The organism is Microbacterium sp. Leaf288 (genome assembly GCF_001422925.1).
Classification (GTDB): domain Bacteria; phylum Actinomycetota; class Actinomycetes; order Actinomycetales; family Microbacteriaceae; genus Microbacterium.
The window spans coordinates 166,517-184,617 of record NZ_LMNI01000010.1 but is presented as its reverse complement, the minus strand read 5'-3'; the positions used below and the strand labels follow the sequence as shown (position 1 = coordinate 184,617).

Annotated in this window: 22 protein-coding genes; 4 read left to right on the top strand and 18 right to left on the bottom strand. The window is 71.8% G+C overall.

The window, feature by feature from the left end:
- Positions 1–46 precede the first annotated feature (46 nt).
- The 6 genes from ASF40_RS05030 to ASF40_RS05010 form a co-directional block, all read right to left on the bottom strand.
- Positions 47–718 (bottom strand): hypothetical protein, encoded by a 672-nt coding sequence (locus ASF40_RS05030; RefSeq protein WP_056367141.1) that lies wholly within the window; start codon positions 716–718, stop codon positions 47–49.
- Positions 719–820: 102 nt separating this feature from the next.
- Positions 821–1,330, bottom strand: coding sequence for a GIY-YIG nuclease family protein (locus ASF40_RS05025; RefSeq protein WP_235560141.1), 510 nt, complete (start codon positions 1,328–1,330; stop codon positions 821–823).
- Positions 1,331–1,511: 181 nt separating this feature from the next.
- Positions 1,512–2,960, bottom strand: a complete 1,449-nt coding sequence (rpsA, locus tag ASF40_RS05020; RefSeq protein ID WP_056367139.1) for a 30S ribosomal protein S1 — start codon at positions 2,958–2,960, stop codon at positions 1,512–1,514.
- Between the two features lie 279 nt (positions 2,961–3,239).
- Complete coding sequence (locus ASF40_RS20820) at positions 3,240–4,019, bottom strand: PH domain-containing protein (RefSeq protein ID WP_082496884.1); 780 nt, start codon at positions 4,017–4,019, stop codon at positions 3,240–3,242.
- A 2-nt stretch (positions 4,020–4,021) separates the two neighbouring features.
- A complete protein-coding gene (locus ASF40_RS21060; protein ID WP_157005503.1) occupies positions 4,022–4,189 on the bottom strand; it encodes a hypothetical protein in 168 nt (55 codons plus the stop codon).
- Positions 4,190–4,304: 115 nt separating this feature from the next.
- Entirely contained in the window at positions 4,305–5,354 is a 1,050-nt protein-coding gene (locus tag ASF40_RS05010; RefSeq protein ID WP_056367138.1) for a zinc-dependent alcohol dehydrogenase family protein, read from the bottom strand.
- 54 nt (positions 5,355–5,408) lie between these two features.
- Between ASF40_RS05010 and ASF40_RS05005 the strand changes: the two genes are divergently transcribed.
- On the top strand, positions 5,409–5,702 hold the full coding sequence (locus tag ASF40_RS05005) for a DUF503 domain-containing protein (protein WP_056367137.1): 294 nt from the start codon (positions 5,409–5,411) through the stop codon (positions 5,700–5,702).
- 1 nt (position 5,703) lies between these two features.
- Here the strand turns inward: ASF40_RS05005 and ASF40_RS05000 are convergent, their stop codons facing one another.
- Genes ASF40_RS05000 through ASF40_RS04970 form a run of 7 tightly spaced genes read right to left on the bottom strand, consistent with a single transcriptional unit; the run spans position 5,704 to position 9,816 of the window.
- Positions 5,704–6,348: an NAD(P)H-binding protein gene (locus ASF40_RS05000; protein WP_056367136.1), complete on the bottom strand. Its 645-nt coding sequence runs from the start codon at positions 6,346–6,348 to the stop codon at positions 5,704–5,706.
- Between the two features lie 53 nt (positions 6,349–6,401).
- Entirely contained in the window at positions 6,402–6,614 is a 213-nt protein-coding gene (locus ASF40_RS04995; RefSeq protein ID WP_056367135.1) for an SCO4848 family membrane protein, read from the bottom strand.
- A 10-nt stretch (positions 6,615–6,624) separates the two neighbouring features.
- Positions 6,625–7,719 (bottom strand): NAD(P)-binding domain-containing protein, encoded by a 1,095-nt coding sequence (locus tag ASF40_RS04990; RefSeq protein WP_056367134.1) that lies wholly within the window; start codon positions 7,717–7,719, stop codon positions 6,625–6,627.
- A gap of 59 nt (positions 7,720–7,778) precedes the next feature.
- Complete coding sequence (locus ASF40_RS04985; RefSeq protein ID WP_056367133.1) at positions 7,779–8,555, bottom strand: isocitrate lyase/PEP mutase family protein; 777 nt, start codon at positions 8,553–8,555, stop codon at positions 7,779–7,781.
- Between the two features lie 39 nt (positions 8,556–8,594).
- Positions 8,595–9,035 carry a YchJ family protein gene (locus ASF40_RS04980; protein ID WP_200919434.1) on the bottom strand — a complete coding sequence of 147 codons (441 nt, stop codon included), beginning with the start codon at positions 9,033–9,035 and terminating at the stop codon, positions 8,595–8,597.
- Position 9,036: 1 nt separating this feature from the next.
- A complete protein-coding gene (locus ASF40_RS04975) occupies positions 9,037–9,402 on the bottom strand; it encodes a TraR/DksA family transcriptional regulator (RefSeq protein WP_082496883.1) in 366 nt (121 codons plus the stop codon).
- A gap of 48 nt (positions 9,403–9,450) precedes the next feature.
- Positions 9,451–9,816 carry a hypothetical protein gene (locus ASF40_RS04970; RefSeq protein ID WP_056367132.1) on the bottom strand — a complete coding sequence of 122 codons (366 nt, stop codon included), beginning with the start codon at positions 9,814–9,816 and terminating at the stop codon, positions 9,451–9,453.
- Between the two features lie 319 nt (positions 9,817–10,135).
- Here ASF40_RS04970 and ASF40_RS04965 point away from each other — a divergent pair, with 319 nt between their 5' ends.
- Together ASF40_RS04965 and ASF40_RS04960 are read left to right on the top strand one after the other, a co-directional pair.
- Positions 10,136–10,675, top strand: coding sequence for a hypothetical protein (locus ASF40_RS04965; protein WP_157549432.1), 540 nt, complete (start codon positions 10,136–10,138; stop codon positions 10,673–10,675).
- Complete coding sequence (locus tag ASF40_RS04960) at positions 10,663–11,439, top strand: hypothetical protein (protein ID WP_157549429.1); 777 nt, start codon at positions 10,663–10,665, stop codon at positions 11,437–11,439. Before ASF40_RS04965 ends, ASF40_RS04960 begins: the two co-directional genes overlap by 13 nt.
- On the opposite strand, the gene ASF40_RS04955 is transcribed toward ASF40_RS04960, so the two are convergent.
- The 4 genes from ASF40_RS04955 to ASF40_RS04940 are packed head-to-tail and all read right to left on the bottom strand — an operon-like array spanning position 11,358 to position 15,749.
- Positions 11,358–12,710, bottom strand: coding sequence for a DUF6716 putative glycosyltransferase (locus tag ASF40_RS04955; protein WP_056367130.1), 1,353 nt, complete (start codon positions 12,708–12,710; stop codon positions 11,358–11,360). The genes ASF40_RS04960 and ASF40_RS04955 overlap by 82 nt on opposite strands.
- Positions 12,707–13,579 carry an N-acetylneuraminate synthase family protein gene (locus tag ASF40_RS04950; RefSeq protein WP_056367129.1) on the bottom strand — a complete coding sequence of 291 codons (873 nt, stop codon included), beginning with the start codon at positions 13,577–13,579 and terminating at the stop codon, positions 12,707–12,709. The genes ASF40_RS04955 and ASF40_RS04950 overlap by 4 nt, the downstream gene beginning before the upstream one ends.
- Positions 13,576–14,841 (bottom strand): acylneuraminate cytidylyltransferase, encoded by a 1,266-nt coding sequence (locus ASF40_RS04945; protein ID WP_056367128.1) that lies wholly within the window; start codon positions 14,839–14,841, stop codon positions 13,576–13,578. Before ASF40_RS04945 ends, ASF40_RS04950 begins: the two co-directional genes overlap by 4 nt.
- Positions 14,838–15,749, bottom strand: coding sequence for a hypothetical protein (locus tag ASF40_RS04940; protein WP_056367127.1), 912 nt, complete (start codon positions 15,747–15,749; stop codon positions 14,838–14,840). The genes ASF40_RS04945 and ASF40_RS04940 overlap by 4 nt, the downstream gene beginning before the upstream one ends.
- Positions 15,750–16,012: 263 nt before the next feature.
- Here ASF40_RS04940 and ASF40_RS04935 point away from each other — a divergent pair, with 263 nt between their 5' ends.
- On the top strand, positions 16,013–16,936 hold the full coding sequence (locus ASF40_RS04935; RefSeq protein WP_056367126.1) for a 5'-3' exonuclease: 924 nt from the start codon (positions 16,013–16,015) through the stop codon (positions 16,934–16,936).
- A gap of 147 nt (positions 16,937–17,083) precedes the next feature.
- Here the strand turns inward: ASF40_RS04935 and ASF40_RS04930 are convergent, their stop codons facing one another.
- A complete protein-coding gene (locus tag ASF40_RS04930; RefSeq protein WP_056367125.1) occupies positions 17,084–18,085 on the bottom strand; it encodes a PHP domain-containing protein in 1,002 nt (333 codons plus the stop codon).
- Between the last annotated feature and the right edge of the window lie 16 nt (positions 18,086–18,101).

Here is an 18,101-nt window from a genome sequence, read left to right as displayed (position 1 = left end):
CGCCCACCGGGCGCGTGAACGCGGGGCCGGATCCCCGCGTGCGGGATCAGAATCCGAAGTCGCCGAAGTCCCCGAATCCGCCCATGTCGCCGGCCGCGGCGTCGCCGCCCCAGCCCGAGCCCGGGTCGCCGCCCCATCCGGCCCCGGAGTCCGCGCCGGAGTCCGCGGCACCGGTCTCGCCGGAGCCGCCGTCTGCACTGGAGCCGCCGTCGGCGCTGGAGCCGTCCTCGTAGCCCTGGTCGGAGGCGAAGCCGGGCGCGAGGAACGAGCTCACGAGGGCCGAGCCGATGACGTAGCCGACCACCGTGCCGAGGATCGAGGAGCCGAGCATCGAGCCGAAGGAGGGGCCCTGGCGCTGGGGGCCCAGCGTGCGCTCCATGAACCCGGGGTTGGTGTACTCGGCGCGGGTCGCCGCGCGAGCCATCGCCTGCGGATCGGTCGAGCGCGGCTGCTCCTGCGGAGGCAGTCCCGCCGAGAGCTCGGCGAGCACCTGCTGGCGCTGGGGCTCCGTGAGCCTCGCGAAGGCCTCGGCGTGCACCTGCTCGATCGTCTCGGGAGGCGCGGTCTTGAGCAGGTAGCGGTAACGCTCGATCGCGATCTCGTCCTCACTCCGGGGCGGCTGCACGCCCGGCCCCTGGGCGCCGTAGCGGTTCTGCGGGACGGGCGGCGCCTGGCGCGCGTCATCCGTGCTTCCGAACAGTCGGTCGAGGAATCCCATGTGCTGCTCCGTCGTCTGCGAGTGCGAATGGATCCTCACGCTAGGCGCGCTTCCTCGGAAGGCGCTGGAGGATCCGCCGCGGTTCTCGCAGAGCGTACAGCGTCACCCGCGCGCCGCGAGCGCCTCGCTCAGCCACCGCGCGTGGAGCTGCCACGGATCGTCGACGCCGGCGGCGAGCACGGCGATGTGCGCGGTGAGCGCGTCGGAGCGGCGGAACCACTCCGTGCCCGGGAACCGGTCGGCCGCGAACTGCACGTGCCGACGCTGCTCGAGCGCGCGACCGCCGCGCTCGAACGCCAGCAGCTCGTCATGCCAGATGGCGCCGAAGCGCTGCCGCGGGTTTCCGCTCGTCCCGATCTTCACGCGGTCGTCGTAGCGCAGGTAGTACACGACGTCGACGCGCGGTGGCGCGATGTCGTCGTCGGGCAGGTCGCCGTAGCGCCACTCGCACACCGCGCACAGCCAGCCCGAGGGGTAGCGGACCCCCAGCCGCGAGCCGCACAGGCGGCACGGCGAGGGCAGCGCGTCGGTGACGCCGTACTGGGCGTCCGCCCACTCCCCTGCCGCCGCGAGGTGCACCTCGCACAGCGCGACCGGCGCATCGGCAGGCACGGGGCCGCGGCATCCGTCGTCGTCCACAAGACATCGAGAGGCGGGAGGAATCACGGGCACACGGCGACCGTACCTGCGACCTCCGACGCCCGCGATACGCGAAAGGCCGCCACCCCGCCGAAGCGGTGGTGACGGCCTTTCGAACCAGACGGTTCAGCGAACCAAGCGGCTCAGCTCAGGATCAACGACCCGAGAGCTTCTCGCGCAGAGCGGCGAGTGCCTCGTCGTCGGCCAGCGTGCCCACGGGGCTGCTGTCGGACGAGAAGCTGGACGAGCCGGTCTCGACGGGAGCGTTCGCCTCGGCCTCGAGGGCCTTGATGACGGCAGCCTTGTGGGCCTCCCAGCGAGCGTGGGCTGCAGCGTACTCCTGCTCCCACTTCTCGCGCTGCTCGTCGAAGCCTTCGAGCCACGCGTTGGTCTCGGGGTCGAAGCCCTCCGGGTACTTGTACTCGCCGTGCTCGTCGTACTCGGTGACCATGCCGTAGAGGGCCGGGTCGAACTCGGTGCCGTTGGGGTCGACCGATTCGTTCGCCTGCTTGAGCGAGAGCGAGATGCGGCGACGCTCGAGATCGATGTCGATGATCTTGACGAAGACCTCTTCGCCGACCGACACGACCTGCTCGGCGAGCTCGACGTGCTTGCCCGACAGCTCCGAGATGTGCACGAGGCCCTCGATGCCGTCCGCGACGCGCACGAACGCACCGAACGGAACGAGCTTGGTGACCTTGCCCGGCGCGACCTGACCGATCGCGTGGGTGCGGGCGAAGACCTGCCAGGGGTCCTCCTGCGTCGCCTTGAGCGACAGCGAGACGCGCTCGCGGTCGAGGTCCACCTCGAGGATCTCGACGGTGACCTCCTGGCCGACCTCGACGACCTCGGACGCGTGCTCGATGTGCTTCCACGAGAGCTCCGAGACGTGGACGAGACCGTCGACGCCACCGAGGTCGACGAACGCACCGAAGTTGACGATCGACGAGACCGTGCCCTTGCGGACCTGGCCCTTGTGGAGGTTGTTGAGGAACGTGGTGCGCGACTCGGACTGCGTCTGCTCGAGCAGGGCGCGGCGCGACAGCACGACGTTGTTGCGGTTCTTGTCGAGCTCGAGGATCTTCGCCTCGATCTCCTGGCCGAGGTACGGCGTGAGGTCGCGGACGCGGCGGAGCTCGATGAGCGATGCGGGGAGGAAGCCACGCAGGCCGATGTCGACGATCAGACCACCCTTGACGACCTCGATCACGGAGCCGGTGACCACACCGTCGTTCTCCTTGATCTTCTCGACGTCGCCCCACGCACGCTCGTACTGCGCGCGCTTCTTCGAGAGGATGAGGCGGCCTTCCTTGTCCTCCTTCTGGAGAACGAGGGCTTCGACCTCGTCGCCGACCTTGACGACCTCGTTGGGGTCGACGTCGTGCTTGATGGAAAGCTCACGCGAGGGGATGACGCCCTCGGTCTTGTAACCGACGTCGAGGAGCACCTCGTCGCGGTCGATCTTCACCACGGTGCCCTCGATGAGGTCGCCGTCGTTGAAGAACTTCAGGGTCTTCTCGACCGCGGCCAGGAAGTCCTCGGCAGATCCGATGTCGTTGATCGCGACCTGCTTGGTGGCCGGGGCGGTCGTTGCGGTAGTCATGTAGTGGGTTGTCCTTGTTGGGGTTGGGTGTCGGGCCACGGCTTTCAGCGGCTCCCCCCGCGCGAGCGCGAACGGATGCCTCGAACCGAGGCGAAGCGGATTTTCTTGCGATGCCACTCAGATCCTTGCGGATCCGGGCACCGGCGCGAACCGGCACTCAGGCGTGGCGAAACAGCCACACGAGTGACGCTCCAGGGTATCAGAACGACCGGGTCGCGCGCGATGTTCCCGATCGTCCTGAAATGCCCGGCCACGCGGGGCTGCAGCATCCCGTGCGGATCAGCGGGGAAGCTCGATCGGCGCGGTGTTCGTGCGGTCGGGGTCGAAGGGCGTCGGGGACGCAGCGCCCTCCCCGCGCAGCTGAGCCAGCCGCTCGTCCTCGCGGCGCTGCGCGTCGGCGAGCCAGTCCCACCCCGACGTCGTCGAGCCGCGCCGCACCTCGGGGACCGGAGCAGTCGGGTTGCGGTCGTCGGAGACCGGCACGACGGTGAGGGATGCCGCGGGCTCCGGCTGCGGCGGGGCGGGCGCCGCGAACGGCGCTCCGGCGAACTGGTCGCCTCGCCCGGCGGCGCCGCGAAGGCCCGCCTGCTGGATCACGCGCTGGATCGTGAGCCCGCGCTGGTCGGGGTCTCCGACGTATTTGATCTCGCGAAGGCCCTGCTCCTGCGCGGCCGACTCGAAGACGAAGTGGCCGTAGCCGAAGATGCGGCCGATGAGGGGCTTGTAGACGGAGATGTCGAGGATGCGCGCAAGGGGCATGGTCGCGATGCGCTGCGACAGGATGCCGTGCACGCGGAAGACCCGCATGTTGGTGATGACGAAGCGGTCGGTGTGCTGCTCGAAGACCCGCCAGATCGCGTGCACGGTCACCGCACCGCCCAGCAGCGCCGGCACCCACCAGGCCTGCGCCGGCACGAAGAACGTGAGCAGGAGCACGATGATGCCGCCGAACAGCTCGAGCACCGCCGAGACCGTGGCGGCCCAGTGCTTGCGAACCTCGTCGACGACGTGCTCTCCCTGATCCGAGATCAGGTGCTTCTCGATCCGCGGATCGAACATGCTCAGCCCTGTGCGAGAGCCGTCAGGAAGTCGACCACGGCGACGCCGGCGCCCCAGACGGCACCGACCGCGCCCTGCACCGCGTTCGCCGCGTCCTGCGGGCGCGTGATGAGGTAGAACGCCGCGAACGCGATGACGAGCACCACGACGATGCGCTTGATCAGCTTCACGGTCCGGGTTCCCTTCGACTTCCTGCTGTTCTACCGCACGAACACCCTCGCACACGCAGGCGCGCGGGCGCGTCGCGAATCGCGGCTCGGTGTTCCGGCATGCCGCGCGACACGCTCAGGGCCGCAGCAGCACCTTCGTCGCGCGGCGCTCGTCCATCGCAGCATAGGCCTCGGCGGCGTCCTCGAGCGGCAGCTCGAGGTCGAACACGCGGCCCGGCTCGATCGCGCCCGACCGGACGTCGGGGAGCAGCTCTTCGATGTAGCCGCGTACCGGCGCGACGCCGCCGTTGACGCCCACGTTGCGGCTGAACATCTGCCGCACCGGCAGCTCGGGCCCGCCGTTGGGCACGCCCACGTAGCCGACCATCCCGCCGGGGCGCGTCGAGCGCAGCGACTGGTCCATCGACTCCTTGGTGCCGACGCATTCGAGCACGCGGTCGGCGCCGATGCCGCCGGTGAGCGCGCGCACCGCCTCGATACCGGCGTCACCCCGCTCCTCGACGATGTGCGTCGCGCCGAACTCGCGCGCCAGCGCCTGACGCTGCGGGTGGCGCGACATCGCGATGATCGTGGTCGCGCCGAGGCGCTTGGCCGCGATGATCGCGCAGAGGCCGACCGCGCCGTCGCCCACGACGGCGACGGAATCGCCCTGACCGACACCGGCGGAGACCGCGGCGTGATGGCCGGTGCCCATGACGTCGCTGAGGGTCAACAGGCCAGGGATCTCGTCATCCGCCACCGGCCCGGGGACGACGGCGAGGGTGCCGTCGGCGAGCGGGACGCGCACGCGCTCGCCCTGGCCGCCGTCGGCGAATCCGCCGAAGCGGTCGTCACTGCCCCACCAGCCGCCGGTGAGGCACGACGTGCTGACGCCGTTGCGGCAGTTCGCACAGGTGCCGTCGCACACGTAGAAGGGGGCGATCACGAAGTCGCCGGGGCGCACGACCTCGACCTCGGCGCCCACCTCCTCGACGATGCCGACGAACTCGTGGCCGATGCGGTGCGGCTCGTTCGTGGGCGTGACGCCGCGGTACGGCCAGAGGTCGGAGCCGCAGACGCACGCGGCCACGACGCGCACGATCGCGTCGGCGCCCGTGGACAGCACGGGGTCGGGGACGTTCTCGACACGGATGTCGCGGGCGGCGTGGATGACGGTGGCGCGCATGACACGAGCCTAAGGCGGCGGGCGGCTGCCGGAGGTCGCTGGCACGATGGAGCCATGTGGATCGGGTGGATCGAGTTCGACCTGCTGCTGGGTGACGTCCGCTCCCTCAAAGAGAAGCGCAGCGTGCTGCGGCCCCTCATCGCCGAGTTGAGCCGGCGCACCGAGGCGGCCGCCGCCGAGGTCGGCGAGCACGACCTGCATCGCCGTGCCAGGATCGGCGTCTCCATCGTGGCGTCGGGGTCGTCGCACGTGCGCGACGTGCTCGACCACGCCGAGCGCCTCGTCGCCGATCATCCCGAGGTGACCCTGCTGTCGGCGCGCCGCGGCCTGCACTCCAGCGAGGACTGATTCAGCCCGCGATCGCGTGGCCGATGACCTCGTCGCCTCCGCCGAAGCGGATGGTGCGGCCGATGGTGGTGTCGTCCGCGATGGTCGCGGCGATCACCGCGGCCACGTCGGCGCGCGCGACAGCGCCGCCGTCCTCCGGATCGAGCGCGATGCGCCCGGTGGGCGGGTCCAGCGTGAGCGTGCCCGGCGCGAGGATCGTCCAGTCGAGCGCGCTCCCGGCGAGATGCGCGTCAGCCGCCCACTTGGCGTCGGCGTACGGGAAGAACGACGCGTCGGGCTCGATGCCGTGGTCGGCGCGCGACCCGATCCACGACACCATCACGTAGCGCAGCACGCCGGCGGCGAGTGCGGCCTCCATCGAGCGGACGGCGGCATCGCGATCGACCGCGTACGTGCGCGACGGATAGCCGCCTCCGGCGCCCGCCGACCAGACGACGACGTCGTTGCCCGCGATGACGTTCTCGAGCTGCCCGAGGTCGAGCGTCTCGATGTCGGCGACGAGGGGCTGCGCGCCGGTGGCCGCGACCTCCGCCTCGTGCTCGGCGTTGCGGATGACGGCCGTCACGGTGTGCCCGTGTGCCGCGAGCAGCGGCTCGAGCAGCAGCGCGACCTTGCCGTGGCCGCCGAAGATCAGGATGCGGGCCATGAGTCCCCCTTCGTCGTGCCCCCCACGCTACGCCGGGGCAGGTCCGCCGCGCATCACGCGACGAGCGCGGCGATGCCCGCGATGACGGATGCTGCCGCCAGCGCCAGCGCGATGGCGATGAGCACCGTGTGCACGACCAGGAAGCGGGTCGCCTTGCCCTGCGCATCATGGGCGCGGGGGTCCTTCGCGACCCGGCGGTAGAACGTCGGCCAGACCAGGACGTTGAAGGCGGCGTTCAGGAACAGCAGTACGGCGAGCAGCGTCACACGTTCGAGCCTAAGCGGCGAGCGCGACGGGGTCGGCGACGATCGCGCGGACGGCGTCGCGGCCCGCGCGGTTCGCGCCCACCGTCGACTGCGACGGTCCGTAGCCGATGAGGAACAGGCGCGGCTCGTCGATCGAGCGCCCGTTGTCGACACGGAACCCGCCCTCGGGCGTGCGCAGGCGCAGCGGCGCGAGATGGTCGAGCGCAGGCCGGAAGCCCGTCGCCCACAGGATGACGTCGGCGCGCTCGAACGTGCCGTCGGGCATGCGGACGCCGTCCTCCTCGATCGAGGCGAACATCGGATGCCGCACCAGCACGCCGCGCGCCTCGGCGGCGCGCGCCCACGGCGTCCAGTGCATGCCCGTCACCGAGATGACGCTGCCTGGCGGAAGGCCGCGGCGGACGCGATCCTCGACGCCGGCGATGGCGGCCACCCTGGCCGGGATGTCGAAGTCCTCCTCGGCCCACTCCGGTTCGCGGCGCGTCACCCAGAAGGTGTCGGCGACGTGGGAGATCTCGTCCAGCAGCTGCACCGCCGAGACGCCCGCGCCGACGATGACGACGCGCTTGCCGCGGAACTGCTCGGCCGAGACGTAATCGCCCACATGCAGCTGGCGTCCGCGGAAGCGCTCCTGGCCCGGGTACCGCGGCCAGAACGGACGCGTCCACGTACCCGTCGCGTTGATCACGAAGCGCGCGGCCCACGCGCCGCGGTCGGTCTCGACCACCAGCCGGCCGCGGGGGTCGTCGTCGGCGCGGCGCACCGCCTTCACCTGCACGGGCCGGAGCACGTCGAGAGCGAAGCGCTCCTCGTACTCGGCGAAGTACGCGGGAAGGATGTCGCGGCTCGCCGCCGCCGGATCCGCCGGTGGCACCGCGAACCCGGGCAGCTCGTGGATCCCGTTCACCGTCGCCATGCGCAGGGACGGCCAGCGGTGCTGCCACGCTCCCCCGGGTTCCGGATTCGCGTCGACCACGAGGAACGTCCGATCCGCGGCATCCGCACGCTCGAGCGGGACGAATCCGCGGCGCTGCAGGTGATACGCGGCCGAAAGACCGGCCTGCCCGGCACCGATCACGACGACGTCGACGGGTGCGGACTCCATGCCCGGCACAACGACGATCGGCCCGCGAGGATTCCCGCGGGCCGATCGGACGAGGCGCGTCAGTTCAGCGCACGCGTGGAGGCGGGGATGACGCCGTCCGCGTAGAGATCGGCGGCGACGTCCTGCAGCGCCGTCAGGGCGACGCGCTGCGTCGTGGGGCCGTACGAGATGCGGGCGACGCCCAGCGCCTCGTACTCGCCCGCCGACAGTGCGCCGGGCAGGCCGATCACGCTGATCTTGCGCTCGCCGATCCCCTCGACCAGCTCCCGGGTGATGTCGGCGTCGAGGATGCCGGGCACGAACACCAGGTCGGCACCGGCGGCGAGGTAGGCGCGGCCGCGCTCGATCGCGTCGGCGATCGACTCCTCGAGCGGGCGCTTGCCCGCGCGCACGAACGCGTCGGTGCGGGCGTTCAGGACGAAGGGCACGCCCTCCGCCGCCCCGGCCGCGACGATCGCCTCGACGTTGGCGACGGCTTCGGCGAGCGGCACGAGGCGGTCCTCGACGTTGGCGCCGACGACGCCCTTGCCGATGGCGCGGCGCACGGTCTCGCCGGGATCGCCGTATCCGGCGTCGAGATCGGTGCTCACCGGCAGGTCGCCCACGGCCTCGACGATGCGGCCGACCATGTCGAGCGTCGTCTCGAGGGGGATCTGGCCGTCGGGGTAGCCGAAGGTCGCGGCGATCGAGTGGCCGGCCGTCGCGATGGCGCGGGTCTCGGGGAGGGCGGCGATGGTGCGGGCCGACACGGCGTCCCACACGTTCACCACGCGCAGGATCTCGGGGGCGGCGTGCAGTCGGGCGAGGGTCTGTGCTTTCTCTGCCTGAGTGGTCATGGTTGCCACGCTATCGGCGCTGGGCACCCTCGGGACCGGTCAGGTCGGATCGATCCGGCCGTCGAGGTACCACCAGCGCTCGCCCTGCCGCACGAACCGGCTCCGCTCGTGCAGCACGCCGCGGTCGCGGCCGTGGCGCCAGGCGGCGCGGAACTCGACGACACCGCGCCGGTCGCCTTCGCCCCCGTCGGCTGCGTCGACGATCTCGAGCCCCGTCCAGCGCTGTTCCGGATCGAGCGTCAGCTCCGCGGGACGCGTGCCCGGGTGCCAGGTGTCGTGCAGATACACCGCGTCGCCGACCACGAACGCCGTGTACCGCGAGCGCATCAGGCGCTCGGCGGTCGGCGCCGGTGTTCCGCGCAGCGCGGGGGCGCAGCATCCATCGAAGCGATCGCCGCTGCCGCACGGGCAGGGGTCCGCGTCCGCGACGCGCGGGAAGCCGTCGGGGGCGGCTCGGGATGCCGCGGCGCCGAACGACACGTCAGACGCCGGCCTTCTCGGCGCACGACACGCAGCGGGTCGCGAAGGGACGCACGCGAAGACGCGCGATCGGGATGCCGCGACCGCAGTCGACGCAGATGCCGTAGGTGCCGGCCTCCCAGCGCTTGACGGCCTCGTCGATCTCGGCGATCTCGCGGCGTGCGGCCTCTTCGAGGGCGACGGCGCGCGACCACTCCCCCGACAGCGTCACGCCCTCGGGGTCGTGCTCGTCGTCTGCGACGTCGGAGCCCCGATCGGCGCGCAGCTCCTCGAGGGTCTCGTCGATCGCCGCGATGCGCACCATGGCCGCGTCGTGCAGCTCATCCAGGAGCCCACGAAGCTCGGTCCGGCTCGCGGCGGAGGTCATCGCATGAGACTACGCCCGGATGCCGCATCCGGCCGCAGCCGTGCCGGATCAGCCCGCGACCTCCACGGTGAAGGTGACGTCCTGGATGCCGCCGTCCTCGTTCGACAGCACCACCTTCGTCGATCCCTCCGCGAGCCCCTCGACCCCCGGGTTGTATGTCGCGCCACCGTCCTCGCGACCCGCCGTGAACTCGGCGACGGACGGATCGGCGACGACGCCGCTGTAGCTGTCGACGGCGAGATCTCCGGTGTCGATGTTCAGCATCTGTCCGACCTCGAGCTCGACGGTCTCGCCCTGGAGGTCTCCCACGTCGCGGGTGACCGGCGCGATCACGGGCTCCGACGAGGCGCAGCCGCTCAACGCGGCGAGCGAGGCGACGAGCACGAGCGATACGACCGGTCCGACGATGCGCATGGCGTCATGATGACAGCCCAGCGGCTGCACGGCCAGCGCCCGGCATTCGCCTGGGCAGGCGATAGGGATCTCCCAGGTCGGGCTGAAAGCCTGGATTCATCGCGGTGAGGGGATTCCCGGTCCCCTCCGCGACCCCTGCAGGCGATGAGTCGCCCGGGACCGCCCCTCGTGCCCGACGCCCGGAGGGCACGAGGGGCGGTCTCACCGACCCGCCCGGAGCCGGCGATCCGCGACACCCCCCGGACGCGATCGCCGGCTTCTTCGCATGCACTGTGGATAACTCGGCCGGAGCGCCGACGCCGGCGGCTACCGTGGGGGCGTGAGGACTCGGGTGACGGCGGCGGTGCTCAGCGGGATGCTCGTCCTCGGGCTCGCGGGGTGCACCCAGCCTGAGCCTGCGGAGCCCACCCCGACGACGGCGTTCTCGAGCGACGAAGAGGCGTTCGCGGCGGCTGAGGAGACGTACCGGGCATACGTGGACGCGCTGAACCAGGTGGACCTGAGCGATCCGGAGACGTTCGAGGCCGTGTACGGCTGGACGACTGGAGAAGCGAACGCAGGTGCGCGGAAGACATTCTCCCAAATGCACGCCGATGGTTGGGCTGTTGACGGTCCAACAACTGTTGCCTTACTGCTCCCGACAGAGGTTCAACCGAGCCGGAATGAAGTCGCGTTGGACGTGTGCCTCGACGTCTCGGCGGTGACCGTAGTCGACTCCCAAGGCGCGTCCGTGGTCGCCGACGATCGTCGCGATATCCAATCGATGCGAATCACAGTCGAGCAGGCCAAGTCGAGCCCGACTGGCTTCCTGATCGCGCTGATCGACGGGCGCACCGACGGGCCCGAATGCGCAAGTTAGCACTGGCCGGCGCCGTCATCGCGGGTCTGGTGATCGTATTGGTCAGCGGGTCCGCGAGCATCGCCGCTGAATGTGACGCCGGAGGCTGGACGGGCAACTGCGACGTGTCGAACCAAGAGACTCACGTCGATGTCTCCCTGCGTGACGAAGCGTCAGACTCACCTGCGACAGATGTCGATCTCGCCGAAGGGCAGGTGCGAACAAAGCCAGTAGCCACGGCCGAGCCGGAGGACTGCGGCCCGCTCAACCGGTGCGAGAACTACGTCGTCGCCGGCCCGCCGGATGTGACCCTCGCTGATCTCGCCTCCTTCCGGCCCGCGCAGCCGACGCTCGGCGGCGAGCCGGCAGGCTTCGGCGTGGTCGGCATGCCGACGAACCTGCTGGCTTCGGCGTCCGAGCAGCGCATCCCGGGCACGGTGCTGGGCTGGGACGTGACCGTGCGCTTCGTCCCGGTCGCCTATGTGTTCGACAACGGCGACGGCACGACGACGCGCGCGAGCACGGGCGGCGCGTCGTGGACGGCGCTCGGGCAGGGGCAGTTCACCCCGACCGCGACCAGCCACGCGTACCGGGCCCGCGGGACGTATCCGGTGTCGGTGACGGTCGAGTACGAGGCATCCGTCGATTTCGGAAGCGGCACGTGGCGGACGGTTCCCGGCGTGGTCCGGGCCGAGGCCACCGGCTACGGCGTGCGCGTCGTCGAGGTGCGCACCGCACTCGTGGACCGCACCTGCGTCGAGGATCCGACCGGCCCCGGCTGCTGAACCGCTCCGACGACCGAGCGGCGTACGCGCTTCGCCAGCCGCACCACCCCGCGCAGCGGCACGCCGACGGCGTAGGCCACGGCACCCGAGGCGGACGTGTCGCTGCGGCCGAGGGCGACCTTGCGCTCCCACGCGTCGCGCAGCGCCCCGCCCCGGCGCACCACGGATGCACGCACCGGAAGCCGCCGCGCCGCCCGCTGCGCGAGCAGCGCGTCGACGTGGGCGGTCCAGTCGTCGGCCTCGGGGGCGTGGAAGTAGTTCTCGTCGAGCCACTCGGGATCCGGATGCCGGAACCGCCGTGCCACGACGTCCTCCTCGCCCGCGAGCAGGTCGGCGTCGGCGAGCGTCTCGTTGATGAGGCGCGGCGAGACGCCGAAGGTGTCCAGTGCGATGACCGGGATGCCGCGCGCGATCGCCTCGATCGCCGCCGTGGAGCTCACGGTGACAAGCCCCTCGGCCGTCGCGAGAGCTGAGGCCATCGACCCCGTCGAGGTGACGAGGTTCGCCGGCAGCGGCCCGAGCGCGGCGAGCAGCTCGGGGTAGCCGTCGAGCTCGGCGTGCGTCTGGTGCTCACCCGACGCGGCTCGGAGCTTCACCACGACGCGCCGTGACGGATCCGCCTCTGCCGCCCGTACGAGCATGCGCGCGACGCGCAGCCGGTCCTCCCGCTCGGCGGGGACCTTCGCCTGGGTGGCGAACACGAGGTCGGTGCCCTCGGCAGCCGGGCGGGCGCCGCCGCCGGCGGTCACGGCACCGCGCGCGAACGGCAGCGTCGCGAGCGCGTAGCGGTGGGCGTACCCGGTGCGGGCCGACAGCGCGCCGAACTCCCGCACCTCTCGGCGCGAGTGCACGACGAACAGGTCGGACTGCAGCCGGTACACGACGGCCTTGCGCGTCGCGGGGATCGAGATGCCCGGAAGCCCCGTGACCACGACCGGCCGCGGCTCGAGGGCCGCGAGATCGCGCGCCAGCACGCGCACGAGCGGGCCGCGCGCGCCGAGCACGACGGCGTCCGCCCGCAGCTCGGCGAGCCGGGCAGCCAGGCGGGCGTACGCGATCCGCTCGACACGGTCCTCCCCCAGCCCGCTCCCGCTGAGGGCGGAGGCGAGCTGGGCGTCGCTGACGACGAGCGGCGTCTCGAGCACCAGGAGCGAGGCATCCCATCGCTCGTCGACCCCGCCGAGGAGGGCCGCCGCCCACTTCACGTAGGAGTCGGTGTCGGCGATCGCGACGACGCGCGGCCGCCCGCCGTCTGACGTGCCCGGACTCACGCGGGGACGCGACGCAGCTTCGCCATGGGCGCGAGCTCGCCGGGGTACACGCGCTTCACACCGTCGCCGAGCGCCGCCTCGATGACGCGGATGTCGCGCACCAGATGCTGCAGGCCTGCGGGCTCGAGCGAGGCGGCGTGGTCGGAGCCCCACATGGTGCGGTCGAGCGTGATGTGCCGCTCCACCGCGACGGCGCCGAGCGCGACGGCCGCGAGCGAGATCTGCAGGCCGCGCTCGTGGCCGGAGTAGCCGACCGGCACGCCGGGGAACCGCTCGCGCAGCGCGGGGATCATGCGGAGGTTGGCCTCCTCCGGGTCCATCGGGTACGTCGAGGTGGCATGCAGGAGCACGAGGCGGTCGGTGCCGAGGATGTCGATCGCCGCGTCGATCTGCTCGATCGTCGACATGCCGGTCGACAGGATGATCGGCTTGCCGGTGTCGCGCAGCGCCTCGAGCAGCTCGACATCGGTGAGCGACGCGGACGCGACCTTGTGCGCGACGACGCCCAGGTCTTCGAGGAAGGCGACGCTCGGCACGTCCCACGGCGACGCGAACCACTCGAGGCCGCGCAGCAGCGCGTGGTCCGAGATCTCGATGTACTGGTCGCGGTCGAACTCGACGCGGCGGCGGTAGTCGAGGTACGTCATGCGACCCCAGGGCGTGTCGCGCGGCATGTCGCGCATGTGCTCGGGCGTGGCGATCTCGGGCGTGCGCTTCTGGAACTTGACCGCGTCCGCGCCGGCGTCCGCCGCCACGTCGATGAGACGCTTCGCGAGGTCGACGTCGCCGTTGTGGTTCAGTCCGATCTCGGCGATGACGTACGCGGGGCGTCCGCCCCCGACGACGCGGGATCCGATGGTGACGGTCATGAGGAGGCCTCCTGTGGTGCTGTGGGGTGATCGGATGCTGAGGCTCGCGCCGAGGCGACGGCCGGCCGGAGCGCATCGGCGACGGCCGTCGCCGACCTGCCGGTGAGCACGCGCTCGGCGAGGTCGCGCACGGCGCCGGTGCCGCCGGGGCGGTCGAGCACGACGCGCGCGGTGGAGAGGACGAGGGGGTGTGCGTCGGGGACCGCGATGGGCCAGCCGACGAGTTCGAGACACCGCAGATCGTTGATGTCGTTCCCGAGGTAGGCGATCCGCGACAGCGGGATGCCCTGCTGGTCGGCCCACTCGCGCAAGACCGCCGCCTTGTCGGCCGCGGCCTGTCGCACATCCACACCGAGCTTGCGGGCGCGTGCGGTCACGACCGGGTTCGATTCGGTCGAGAGGATGAGGAACGGGATGCCGGCGGCTCGCAGCATCCCGACCCCCATGCCGTCGGACCGGCTCACGGTGACGGATTCGACGCCGTTCTGGTCGACGTGCACGGTGTCGTCGGTGTGCACGCCGTCGAAGTCGGTCACGACGGCGTCGACGGGGATCGCACCCGCGCGGGCGCCGAACGCGTCGCGGTCGACCAGAGGCGCGAGCGTGCGGGCGAGTTCCAGCTCGTCGAGGGTGTCGATCTCGATGGCGGTCCGCGGCGCGACCTCGGCGATGCCGACGCTGCCGAAGAAGCGGTGGTTCGCCGCGCGGAAGCCCGCTGCCCGCATGACGTAGAAGCCGCCGGTCTCGAGGTAGTGCGGTTCGCGGTCCTGGCGACGCGGGCGCACGTCGATCTCGTGGCCTATCGGCTCGGCCGCGCTGCCGACGCCCTTCTCCCAGAGGAAGCCGTACGTCTCGACGGCCGAGAAGACGCTGTCGCGGCGGCGCGAGCGCACGAGCTGCACGGCCGAGGTGAGAGCGTCGACGTCGATGAACGGCGAGGTCGCCTGCAGGAACGCGAGGACTCCGACGTCGACCTTGCGGGCCTCCAGGGTCTCGAGAGCATGGACGAGCGCGCTCTCGCTGCTCGCGAGGTCGCCGGACAGGTCGGCCGGCCGCTCGACGACCTCCGCACCCCACTCGGCCGCGACGGCCGCGATGTCGGCGTCGTCGGTCGTCACGACGACCCGGTCGATCGCCGGGCAGCGCCGGGCCGCGTCGACCGCGCGTGCGACCAGCGGCACGCCGCCCACACGCTGCAGGTTCTTGCGGGGGACGCCCTTCGAGCCCCCGCGCGCGGGGATGATGGCGACGGCCTCGCTCATGCCGCCGCCGTCCGGGCCGAGCGCCGGGCGCGTCCGGTATGCACCGTCGCTCCTGTGCCCGCGAGAACCAGCGGGAGCGTCGTCGTGGTGCTCGATGGCAGCGTGTGCACGTCGAGCGCGCCACGGGCGCCGGCGAGCACGAGCTCGACGGGCAGTCCGCTCTGGTGGACCCGCAGCCCCGTCACGGTCGAGACGGCGTCCAGCTGCTCGGGCGTCTCGCGACGGTGAGGGAGGTACACCGCGCCTCCGGCCGCGGCATCCCGCACCCACCGCACATAGTCGAGCAGCAGCATCCGTCCGTCCACCGGCAGCGCGCTTCCGAGCACGACCCGACGGCCGAGTTCGGGCGCCGCCGGCGCGCTCCGGCGCGTCCACGAGAAGTCGTGGCGGCGGATGCCGAACCCGTGGTCCGCGAGTGCGTCGACGCGCTCTGCGCCGAGGTCGAACGCGGTGAACATCCCCGCGCGGCGCGCGCCGGCGCGGCGGTGGACGAGCTCGGCCGCGAACGGGGCGGCGACCGTGGTGAGTCCGCGCTCCGCGATGTTCGGGCGGGCGTACGGACGGCGACCGAGCAGCGTGTCGGCGTAGGCGATCGCGTGGGCGCCGTCATCGAGGAAGGTGATGCGGTGCGGGCGCAGTACGGAGGCGGCGAGCCGGAACTGGCCCGAGAAGCCGTCGCCGACGAGCCAGTGGTCATGGCGGGCGAGCAGGCTCCACGGGATGCCGAGGTAGGGCTCGAGCTCGCCGAAGCGCGCGCCGCGCGAGAGCAGCTCGTCGGCGGTGGCCGAGATCTGCGGCGTCAGGCGTCCGGCGACGGGAACCGTCGTGCGGTGGGCAGCCGCCCACTCCGCGGCGCCGACGAGCTGCAGCGGCGATTCGACCCACGCCAGCACTTCCTCGCGACCCATGCGGCGCCTCCTCCCGGCCGGCCCTCACGATCGGGCTCAGCGCTGTCTCCCCACGGTGGGCGCCGGATGTGAACGCGATGGGTCCTGCCGTGCGACGGCGACCGGTCCGGCAGGTGAACGGAGGGTGGCCGGGGGCGGCGCGCGGCACAGAATCGGAGATCGTTCGCGACACGCCGTCTGCCGGACCGAGCACGCGGCGTGTCGCCCGTTCGGTCCGATTCCGTGCACCCACGGGCGTCGGCGGTGCATGCCAGGATGAACGCGTGACCGACCGTCTCATGCTGCTCGACTCCGCGTCCCTGTACTTCCGCGCGTTCTACGGGGTGCCCGACACCGTGCGCGCTCCGGACGGCACCCCCGTCAACGCCGTCCGAGGGTTCCTCGACATCATCACGCGGCTCGTCACGACGTACCGCCCCACTCACCTCGTCGCGTGCTGGGACGACGACTGGCGACCGCAGTGGCGCGTCGACCTCATCCCGACCTACAAGACGCATCGCGTCGCCGAGGTCGTCGCGGGCGGACCCGACCTCGAGGAGGTGCCCGATCCCCTCGAGGTGCAGGTTCCCGTCATCCGCGAGGCGCTCGACACCCTCGGGATCCGCATCGTCGGCGCCACCGCCCACGAAGCCGACGACGTCATCGGCACCCTCGCCTCCACCGCGACCATGCCGGTCGACATCGTCACCGGCGACCGCGACCTCTTCCAGCTCGTCGACGACGAGCGCGATGTCCGCGTCGTCTACACCGCGCGGGGCATGAGCAACCTCGAGGTGCTCACCGATGCGTCCGTGGTCGCCAAGTACGGCGTCCTCCCTTCGCAGTACGCCGACTTCGCCACGCTCCGCGGCGACTCGTCCGACGGTCTCCCCGGCGTCGCCGGCATCGGCGAGAAGACCGCGGCCGGCCTTCTCGCGACCCACGGCGATCTCGCCGGAATCGTCGCCGCGGCCGAGCTCGGTGAGGGCATGTCCGCGGGCGTGCGCTCCAAGGTGCTCGCAGGCCTCCCCTATCTCGCCGTCGCGCCGCAGGTCGTGGCCGTCGTGCGCGACCTCCCGCTGGACGTGCCCGACCCGCGCCTGCGACCGCTCACCGAGCAGGGGAAGACAGTTGCGGCGTCCCTCGCCGAGCAGTGGGCGCTGGGCGCGTCGATGAACCGCATCGTCGACGCCCTCGACACCGTCTGATCCGGTTCCGCCAGGGCGAGGCCACGCTCGCGGAGCGCTTCTCGAAGGGCGACATCGACGAGACCGAGTACCGCGCGCGCCTCGAGGTGCTTCGGGCCAACGCAGCCCTGTGATCCCCTGCTGCGGCGCCGGCCCGCCACGGCGGGGTCAGGCGCCGCGGTCGCGTCCGGTCCACTCGCGCAGCTTGTCCAGCGACCATGTCGTGACGATGCGCTCGGGCGGAACGCCGATGCGCTCGGCACGCTCGGCGCCGTAGTCCAGCAGCGAGAGCTGGCCGGGCGCATGGGCGTCCGAATCGATCGAGAAGAGGCATCCGATCTCCAGCGCCAGCGCCATGAGGTCGTCGGGAGGGTCCCGACGCTCCGGACGGGAGTTGATCTCGACCGCGACGCCGTGGGCCTCGCAGGCCTCGAACACGGCCCGCGCGTCGAAGGTCGAGGGTGGCCGCGTTCCGCGGGATCCTTCGACGAGGCGGCCGGTGACGTGCCCGAGGACGTCGATGTGTGGACTCGACGCCGCCGCGACCAGACGCCGTGTCATCGGACCGCGCTCCATGCGGAGCTTGGAGTGGGCGGACGCGACCACGACGTCGAGCTCGGCGAGGAGGTCGGGTTCCTGATCGAGGGCGCCGTCCTCGAGGATGTCGACCTCGATGCCCGACAGCAGGGCGAACCCGTCTCCGCTCATGCCCGCGACGACCTCGAGCTGGGAGCGCAGGCGCTCGGGCGACAGCCCGTTCGCGACGCGCAGCCGCGGCGAATGATCCGTGAGGGCGAGGTACTCGTGGCCGAGTGCTCTCGCCGCGTCGACCATGAGGTCGATGGAGGTGAGGCCGTCGGACCAGTCGCTGTGCGAGTGCAGGTCGCCCCGCAGCAGCGGCCGCAGGGAGGACGTGCGCTGCACCCCGGCGCGTTCGCGCAGGTCCACGAGGTATCCCGGCACGTCGTCCGCCAGCGCCTGCTGGATCACGGCGAACGTGGAGTCGCCGATCCCCTTGCGGCGGCGCAGGGCGGCGGGGTCCCGCAGTTCCGCGTCGCTCAGGCCCTCGATCGCGTCGGCCGCCGCACGGAACGCCTTCGACTTGTACCGGGACGAGCGCTCACGCTCGAGGAGCGTGGCGATCTCGGTGAGCGCGTCGTGGGGGTTCACGTGCGACGGGCGACGG

Excerpts from the sequence above, each read along its gene's own strand:
- ASF40_RS04945 (WP_056367128.1), bottom strand. The coding sequence starts at position 14,841 with ATGAGCGAGGCCGTCGCCATCATCCCCGCGCGCGGGGGCTCGAAGGGC.
- ASF40_RS04970 (WP_056367132.1), bottom strand. The coding sequence starts at position 9,816 with ATGCGCATCGTCGGACCGGTCGTATCGCTCGTGCTCGTCGCCTCGCTC.
- ASF40_RS05005 (WP_056367137.1), top strand. The coding sequence starts at position 5,409 with ATGTGGATCGGGTGGATCGAGTTCGACCTGCTGCTGGGTGACGTCCGC.
- ASF40_RS05000 (WP_056367136.1), bottom strand. The coding sequence starts at position 6,348 with ATGGCCCGCATCCTGATCTTCGGCGGCCACGGCAAGGTCGCGCTGCTG.
- ASF40_RS05030 (WP_056367141.1), bottom strand. The coding sequence starts at position 718 with ATGGGATTCCTCGACCGACTGTTCGGAAGCACGGATGACGCGCGCCAG.
- ASF40_RS05010 (WP_056367138.1), bottom strand. The coding sequence starts at position 5,354 with ATGCGCGCCACCGTCATCCACGCCGCCCGCGACATCCGTGTCGAGAAC.
- ASF40_RS04950 (WP_056367129.1), bottom strand. The coding sequence starts at position 13,579 with ATGACCGTCACCATCGGATCCCGCGTCGTCGGGGGCGGACGCCCCGCG.
- ASF40_RS04975 (WP_082496883.1), bottom strand. The coding sequence starts at position 9,402 with ATGACCTCCGCCGCGAGCCGGACCGAGCTTCGTGGGCTCCTGGATGAG.
- ASF40_RS04960 (WP_157549429.1), top strand. The coding sequence starts at position 10,663 with ATGCGCAAGTTAGCACTGGCCGGCGCCGTCATCGCGGGTCTGGTGATC.
- ASF40_RS04985 (WP_056367133.1), bottom strand. The coding sequence starts at position 8,555 with ATGACCACTCAGGCAGAGAAAGCACAGACCCTCGCCCGACTGCACGCC.
- ASF40_RS04940 (WP_056367127.1), bottom strand. The coding sequence starts at position 15,749 with ATGGGTCGCGAGGAAGTGCTGGCGTGGGTCGAATCGCCGCTGCAGCTC.
- rpsA (WP_056367139.1), bottom strand. The coding sequence starts at position 2,960 with ATGACTACCGCAACGACCGCCCCGGCCACCAAGCAGGTCGCGATCAAC.
- ASF40_RS04990 (WP_056367134.1), bottom strand. The coding sequence starts at position 7,719 with ATGGAGTCCGCACCCGTCGACGTCGTCGTGATCGGTGCCGGGCAGGCC.
- ASF40_RS20820 (WP_082496884.1), bottom strand. The coding sequence starts at position 4,019 with ATGTTCGATCCGCGGATCGAGAAGCACCTGATCTCGGATCAGGGAGAG.